The organism is Streptomyces sp. a15, from assembly GCF_059026085.1.
The window spans coordinates 21,580-28,023 of the sequence record NZ_JBWLKM010000071.1 but is presented as its reverse complement, the minus strand read 5'-3'; the positions used below and the strand labels follow the sequence as shown (position 1 = coordinate 28,023).

General features: G+C 71.0%; 8 protein-coding genes. 2 read left to right on the top strand and 6 right to left on the bottom strand.

The window, feature by feature from the left end; translation table 11 throughout:
* Nucleotides 1-276: 276 nt before the first annotated feature.
* A complete protein-coding gene (locus AC5P09_RS40500) occupies nt 277-669 on the bottom strand; it encodes a VOC family protein (RefSeq protein WP_493878699.1) in 393 nt (130 codons plus the stop codon).
* A 186-nt stretch (nt 670-855) separates the two neighbouring features.
* On the opposite strand from AC5P09_RS40500, the gene AC5P09_RS40495 reads away from it, so the two are divergent.
* Complete coding sequence (locus tag AC5P09_RS40495; RefSeq protein WP_493878698.1) at nt 856-1,137, top strand: hypothetical protein; 282 nt, start codon at nt 856-858, stop codon at nt 1,135-1,137.
* Complete coding sequence (locus AC5P09_RS40490; RefSeq protein ID WP_493878716.1) at nt 1,068-1,886, top strand: terpene synthase family protein; 819 nt, start codon at nt 1,068-1,070, stop codon at nt 1,884-1,886. Before AC5P09_RS40495 ends, AC5P09_RS40490 begins: the two co-directional genes overlap by 70 nt.
* Nucleotides 1,887-1,938: 52 nt before the next feature.
* Here the strand turns inward: AC5P09_RS40490 and AC5P09_RS40485 are convergent, their stop codons facing one another.
* The 5 genes from AC5P09_RS40485 to AC5P09_RS40465 are packed head-to-tail and all read right to left on the bottom strand — an operon-like array spanning nt 1,939 to nt 6,307.
* Nucleotides 1,939-3,189, bottom strand: a complete 1,251-nt coding sequence (locus tag AC5P09_RS40485) for a cytochrome P450 (RefSeq protein ID WP_493878697.1) — start codon at nt 3,187-3,189, stop codon at nt 1,939-1,941.
* Entirely contained in the window at nt 3,186-3,791 is a 606-nt protein-coding gene (locus AC5P09_RS40480; protein WP_493878696.1) for a GTP-binding protein, read from the bottom strand. The genes AC5P09_RS40485 and AC5P09_RS40480 overlap by 4 nt, the downstream gene beginning before the upstream one ends.
* Nucleotides 3,772-4,182, bottom strand: coding sequence for a DUF742 domain-containing protein (locus tag AC5P09_RS40475; RefSeq protein ID WP_493878695.1), 411 nt, complete (start codon nt 4,180-4,182; stop codon nt 3,772-3,774). Before AC5P09_RS40475 ends, AC5P09_RS40480 begins: the two co-directional genes overlap by 20 nt.
* Nucleotides 4,179-4,589, bottom strand: coding sequence for a roadblock/LC7 domain-containing protein (locus AC5P09_RS40470; protein ID WP_493878694.1), 411 nt, complete (start codon nt 4,587-4,589; stop codon nt 4,179-4,181). The genes AC5P09_RS40475 and AC5P09_RS40470 overlap by 4 nt, the downstream gene beginning before the upstream one ends.
* A 5-nt stretch (nt 4,590-4,594) precedes the next feature.
* Nucleotides 4,595-6,307, bottom strand: a complete 1,713-nt coding sequence (locus AC5P09_RS40465; protein ID WP_493878693.1) for a sensor histidine kinase — start codon at nt 6,305-6,307, stop codon at nt 4,595-4,597.
* Nucleotides 6,308-6,444: the final 137 nt, after the last annotated feature.

Sequence of the window (6,444 nt, the reverse complement as noted above, 5' to 3'; positions counted from 1 at the left end):
GCCCCGCTCGGGCGCCAACGCGCCCGGCGGGGCTCAGCCCTGCTTCGGGGGCGGACGCGGCCAGCGGGGCTCAGCCCTGCGGCACGGATACACCCGGCGGAACTCAGGCCTGCGGCACGGACACACCGGCGGAACTCAGCCCTGCGGCACGGACACACCCAGCAGGGCTCAACCCCACTTCGGCACAGACACACCCAGCCGGGCTCAGCCCTACTTCGGCACAGACGCGGCCGACGGAGTTCAGCCCTACTTCGGCTCGGACGCGGCCGACGGAGTTCAGCCTTGCTTCGGAGCAGTCGACGGCACGAGGCGCAGTGTGAAGGAGTGGCCGGCCGGGTCGGCGTAACCGCGTTCCTCGTACGGTCCGCCCGCGTCCTTCGTCTCCAGGGGCCGCCCGCCGAGGCCGACCACCCTGCGTTCCGCCTCGTCCATGTCCTCGACCACGAAGTCGAGGTGGGCCTGGAGGGCGTTCTCGGGCCGGGGCCAGCTCGGCGGCGTGGCGTTCACGTCGCGGCGGAAGGCCATGCGGATCCCGTCGGCGCCCCTGATCTCGACCCGGTTCGCACTCTCGTGCGTCTGCTCGGCGCCCAGCAGTTCCTTGTAGAAGACGGCGAGCTTCTCGGGCTCGGCGCAGTCGAGCACGATCACGCCCGTTTTGACCAGTGCCATGTCTCCTCCGAGGGTCCGGGGCGGGCGCGGAACGGAGGTGTTCCGCCGCCCTGTACCTACCGGATATCCCTGCCGGGCCGATTCAGTCGGCCGTCGGAGCTCAACTGGCTGGAGCAGTAACGGAGATCACGGGCCAGGACCAGGCGTAGATCATTTCTCTGCGTCACGTCGCCCGAAAAGAAGCACATGCCTCAGGACGTCCGGTTCGATCTCCCCTTCGACACCCCCGTCAGCGAACACCTGGAGTACGCCCGGGCACGCCATCTTCGCTGGATCTGGGACATGGGGCTGATACGCAGCCTGGCCGGGTTCGAGGAGTACAAGTCCTGGGACCTCCCCCAGGCCGCCGCCCGCACCTATCCGCACGCCACGGCGGACGACATGGTCGTCCTGATGAACTGGTTCTCACTGGCCTCCTCTTCGACGACCAGTTCGACACGAACCGACCGGACCGCGCGGACCGTATAGCCGAGGTCGCGCGCGAGCTCATCGTCACCCCGCTGCGGCCGGCCGGAATCCGCCCCCGGGTGGTCTGCCCCATCGCCCTGGCCTGGGCGGAGGTCTGGAACCATCTCTCCGATGGCATGTCCCTGACCTGGCGGACCCGGTTCGCCGCCTCCTGGGGGCGCTTCTTGGTGGCGCACTGCGAGGAGGTCGACCTGGCGGCCCGTGGCCTCGCCGGAACGCTGGGGCTGGCCGAGTACGCCGAGTTCCGCCGCCGTACGGTCGGCATCCACCACAGCATCGACGCGGGCGAGCGCAGCCATGGCTTCGAGGTGCCGTCGCAGGCGATGGCGCATCCGCTGATGGAGCGGATGCGCGATCTGGCCGCGGACACCATCGGGTTCATGAACGACATCCACTCCTTCGAACGCGAGAAGCGCCGGGGCGACGGCCACAACCTGATCGCCGTGCTGCACCGGAAGCGGGGGTGCTCCTGGGAGGAGGCGGCCGCCGAGGCGTACCGCATGACGACCGCCTGCCTCGACGAGTACCTGGAACTGGAGGCCCGCGTCCCGCGGATGTGCGACGAACTCGCTCTCGACGAGGACGAGCGGGCCCGGGTGCGCAGCGGCGTGGAGGCCGTCCAGCACTGGATCAACGGCAACTACGAGTGGGCGCTGGTGTCGGGCCGCTACTCGGCGGCCAAGGAGGGCCCGGCGGCCGCCGCCGAACTGGCCGGACAGGGCTCGGTGGACGACCTGCCGGCCGTGTGACGGGACAGCGCTGCCCGGTCGGTGCTCCGACCGGGCAGCGGGGACGCGGGCACTACACGGGGAACTCGACCGGCAGGCTGTCCAGCCGGGACTCCCAGGTGGAGGCGGTCGAGCTGAGCTCCTCAGGTGATACGGCCAGCCGCAGACCCGGCAGCCGGTGCAGCAGGATGTCCACGCCGATCTCGACGATGGACTGGCCGATGTTCTGCCCGGGGCACTCGTGCGGGCCCGCGCTGAACGCGAGATGCGACTGGTTGCCCTGGACGGAGACCTCCGGGTCGGGCCGGACCTCCGGGTCGGCGTTGCCCGGCGCGAGCCCGAGGACGAGGAGGTCGCCCTCCTTGATGAGGTGTCCGCCGAGTTCGAGGTCGGTGGCGGCGAAGCGCCCCGGCAGGACCGCCAGCGGCGGTGCGTTCCACATGACCTCCTCCACCACGGCGGAGATGTTCAGCTGACCGCTGACCAGGCCGACGAGCCGGGAGTCGTCGGTGAGGACGAGTTGCAGCACGCGGGCCAGCAGGTTGCTGGTCGTGGTGTGCGCGGCGATCAGCACCAGACGCAGATGGCTGACGACTTCGTCCGGGTCGAGGCCGGCGGGGTGCTCGAGCAGGGCGGTCGTGAAGTCCGAGCCCGGCTCGACCCGCCTGCGTTCGGCGAGTTCGCCGAGGATGTGGACGATGCGGTCGTTGTGGGCGAGTGCCCCCTCGCCGCCCTTGAGGACCTGGGCGCAGGACTCGACCAGGCTGCGGCCCTCCGCCGCTGGCAGCCCGAGGATGCGGGTGAGAACGAGCATCGGCAGGTACTCGGCGTAGTCCGCCACCAGGTCGGCCTGTCCGGCGTCCGCGAACGCGTCGATCTGCTGGTTCGCGAAGTGCGTGGCATGGCGGCGCACCCCGCGAGCGGACGCGGCCAGCAGCCCGTCCGTGACGGCTCCGCGCAGCCTGCGATGAGGCTCGCCGTCCTGGGAGACACAGTCGGGGCGCCAGGCGAGCATCGGCACCAGCGGCGAGGTCGCCTCGACGCGGCCGGCCTGCCAGTCCCGCCAGATCCGGGCGTCCCGGCTGAACTGGCGGGGGTTGTCCAGCACCCGCCGGTTGTCCCGGTAGCCCAGGACCAGCCAGGCGGGCACGTCGCCCTCCAGCAGAACCGGGGCCACCGAACCGTGCTCCTTGCGCAGCCGCTCGTAGATGCCGTGCGGGTCGGTCGCCGCCTCCGGACCGTACAGCCGGGCGGTATCGGCCCCGCCGTGGGCGACGGGGCAGCCGCCCGGGGCGTCGGGACCGTTCGGGGTCTGGTCAGTCATCGGAGCTCCAGTGCCACGGCGGACGGTTCCATCAGGTGACCTGTCAGGGCGACGAGTACGTCACGGCTGGAGGCCCGGTCGCGGGCGTCGCAGGCCACGACCGGGATGTGCGGGGGGATGTCCAGGGCGTCGCGGATCTCGTCGACCGGGTGGTCCCTGGAGTCGGGGAAGACGTTCAGGGCGACCACGAAGGGGACGTTCTGCCGCTCCATCTCCTCGATCGCCCGGAAGCTGGAGGCGAGCCGGCGGGTGTCCACCAGGACGTCCGCGCCGAGCGCGCCCTTGCACAGGCCGTTCCACAGGAACCAGAAGCGCTCCTGGCCGGGCGTGCCGAACAGGTAGAGCACCAGCTGCTCGCTGATGCCGATCTTGCCGAAGTCCAGGCTGACCGTGGTCTCGGTCTTGTCGGTCACGCCGATGAGGCGGTCGACGCCGACGCCGGCCTGGGTGAGGGTCTCCTCGGTGGTCAGCGGCTTGATGTCGCTGACCGAACGGACCATCGTGATCTTCCCGGTGCCGAACCCGCCGGCGATCATCACCTTCGCCGAGCGGGTGCCCCCGCTGTCCGGTCCGCCGGGATGGTCAAAGCCGTTGAAGTCCACTGAGTACCTCCTCAAGGAGCGCGAGGTCCGGCCCGCGACCGGCGTCGTGCGCCGGGATGGGGTCACGGGCTTCGACGCGGCCTGCCTCGAGCAGATCCGCCAGCAGCACCGCGAGAATGTTGAAGGGCAGTCCGAGATGGGCGCCGAGTTCGGCCACCGACAGCGGATCGCGACAGCGCCGCAGGATCTCCTCGTGCTCGTGCTGCATACCCGGTACGGGGGCGGTGCGGGCGACGATCAGGCTCGCCACGTCGAGACTCGACGCCGAACCGCCCGGTCCACTACGTCCTCCGGTCAGGACGTAGTAGCGCTCGAGACCTTGGGGGTCCCCCCTGCCCGAGCGAAGCCGAGACCTTGGGGGAGGTTCCGTGGGCCGGCGGGGAGCACTCATCCAGAGTGCTCCTCCAGGCGCACAGTGGTGCCGAGGAGCTCACCCATCCGGCGGGCCAGATCCCTCATCTGATGTCCGAGCAGCCCCTGGTCGAGGCCTTCTCTGGCGAGGACGCCGAGGTACGTCTCCACACCCGCGCGTACGACGAAGAGATGGCCGCCGTCGACCTCGATCATCGCCAGCCGCAGTTGCCCCGCGTACGTGGGGAACTGCTCGGCGACCGGATGGGCCAGCGCCTGCAGGCCGGCCACCACGGCCGCGAAACGGTCCACGTCGTCGGGGTCTTCGGCACCGAACGAGGTGATTGCCTTGCCGTCGCTGGAGGCCACGAGGGCGAAGCGGATCTCCGGAATGGATTCCACCAGATCGCGCAGCGCCCAGCTCACGTCGGTTCCATGTTGCGTCATGTGGACTAGTCGCTCTCTTCAGTGCGGTGCTCTGCGGACGCGGGGCCGTCGGCCGCTCCGTCGTCCGCCTCGATGGGCTCGCGCCCGGCGGTGGCGAAGGCGGCCAGGCCGGTGAAGGACGCGTCGGGCGGGACGGCCAGGACGCCGGTCTCCTCGGCCCGCTCGGCCCGCTCGGCCGGCTGGGGTCGCGCCGCTTCGTTCCGCTTGCTCCTGCGCTTGGGCAGTCCGCCGGGCGTGGTGTCCGCGGCGTCGGTCTCCCGCGCCGCGGACTCGGCGGTGGCCGGGGCATGGGCGGGGGCCGCCGTGGCGGACTGGGCGACCGGGGCCGGGGGTGCGGGGACGGCCGCGGGCAGCGGGCTGAAGTACGTGTGCGGGACCACGACCACGACCGAGGTGCCGAGCCAGGGCGAGTCCGCGAAGGTGACGCGGATGCCGTAGCGGCGCGCGAGGGAGCCGACGACCCGCAGGCCGAGGTTGGCGTCCTCCGAAACGCCACCGAGGCCCGGTCCGGCCGCACTGCCCGCGAGGGCGTTCTCGGCGTCGCGCTTCTTCTCCTCGCTCAGGCCCTTGCCGGAGTCCTGGATCTCGATACCGACGCCGTTGGGGACCTCTTTGCCGGAGACGAGCACCGGCTCGGTGGGCGGCGAGTAGCGGGCCGCGTTGTCCAGCAGGTGGGCGAAGATCAGCGTGAGGTGGTCGACCAGACCGCCGTCGACGCCGAGTTCGGGCAGGTGGCGCACCTGGACGCGGTGGAAGTCCTTGATCCGGCCGATGCCGCCGCGCACCACGCTCAGCAGCCGCTGCGGCTCCTGCCACTGCCGGCCGGGCCGGTCCGAGCCGCCGAGCACGCCGATACTGGCGGCGAGGCAGTCGGCGGGGCCGATCTCCTGATCGAGCTCCATCAGGCCGCGGGCGACGGCCGGCAGCCGGCCGTGCTCGCCCTGCATCTCGTGCAGCCGACCGCGGAGCTTGCTGGTCAGCACGTGGATGCGGTTGCCGATGCTGATGACGGCCTGCTCGGCGGAGGTCGAGCGGTTGAACTCCTCCTCGACGCCGATCAGTGCGGTCCTGAGGATCTTGCGGAGTTCGGCCTGGAGGTCGGCGTCGACCTTCGCGCACTGGTTGGCGGTGGGCAGCAGGTCGTCGACGGCCTCGCCGGCACGCAGCCGCTTCAGCGCGTTGGGCAGCTGCTCACCGGCGAGGCGGGCGACCGCGTCCTGCTGGTGCGTCAGCTGCTCCTTCCAGACCTCGGCCTGGTCGGCGAGCTGCGCCTCGTAGGACATGGCCTGGTCGGCGAGCCGTGCCTCGTACGCGGCGGTCTGCTCGGCGATCCGTTCCTCGTACGTCCGGGACAGCTCGGCCAGTTGCACGTCGTAGGCGACTGCCTGGTCGGCGAACTGGGCTTCCTGCGAGGCGCGTTCGGCGGAGAACTTCCGCTCCAGGCCCGCGACGTGCTGCTGCCACTGCTGGGAGTGCTCGGCCTGCGAGGTACGGAAGGAGCCCTCCGCCCGGCGCAGTTGGCCGCGGGTGCGGAGCAGGAGGCGAACACACATGACGCCGGCTGCCGTCGCGGCGGCGCCCGCGACGACGGCGGTTATTCGCTCCGCGCTCATGAACGTGGCGGCAACCGTCCCGCCTCCTAAGGCCAGCGGCATGAGCCACCAGCTGTACCAGGCGACAGGGGCCCGCGCCGCCGACGGCGGAGTGGCGAGTTCCATCTGCATCCTTCGAAGCAACACGATCGAACAGAGGGGGGTTGAGGGAGTGTTCAGGGGGTGGTCAAAGGGGACCGCGCTCATGCGTACGCACCGCGCGACGACCGGTCAGATCGCGTCAACTCGCAGCGCCGGTCGGG

Bases quoted from the DNA above. Each gene is read 5' to 3' on its own strand.
- AC5P09_RS40500 (WP_493878699.1), bottom strand. From the start codon at position 669: ATGGCACTGGTCAAAACGGGCGTGATCGTGCTCGACTGCGCCGAGCCC.
- AC5P09_RS40495 (WP_493878698.1), top strand. From the start codon at position 856: ATGCCTCAGGACGTCCGGTTCGATCTCCCCTTCGACACCCCCGTCAGC.
- AC5P09_RS40485 (WP_493878697.1), bottom strand. From the start codon at position 3,189: ATGACTGACCAGACCCCGAACGGTCCCGACGCCCCGGGCGGCTGCCCC.
- AC5P09_RS40475 (WP_493878695.1), bottom strand. From the start codon at position 4,182: ATGAGTGCTCCCCGCCGGCCCACGGAACCTCCCCCAAGGTCTCGGCTT.
- AC5P09_RS40470 (WP_493878694.1), bottom strand. From the start codon at position 4,589: ATGACGCAACATGGAACCGACGTGAGCTGGGCGCTGCGCGATCTGGTG.
- AC5P09_RS40465 (WP_493878693.1), bottom strand. From the start codon at position 6,307: ATGGAACTCGCCACTCCGCCGTCGGCGGCGCGGGCCCCTGTCGCCTGG.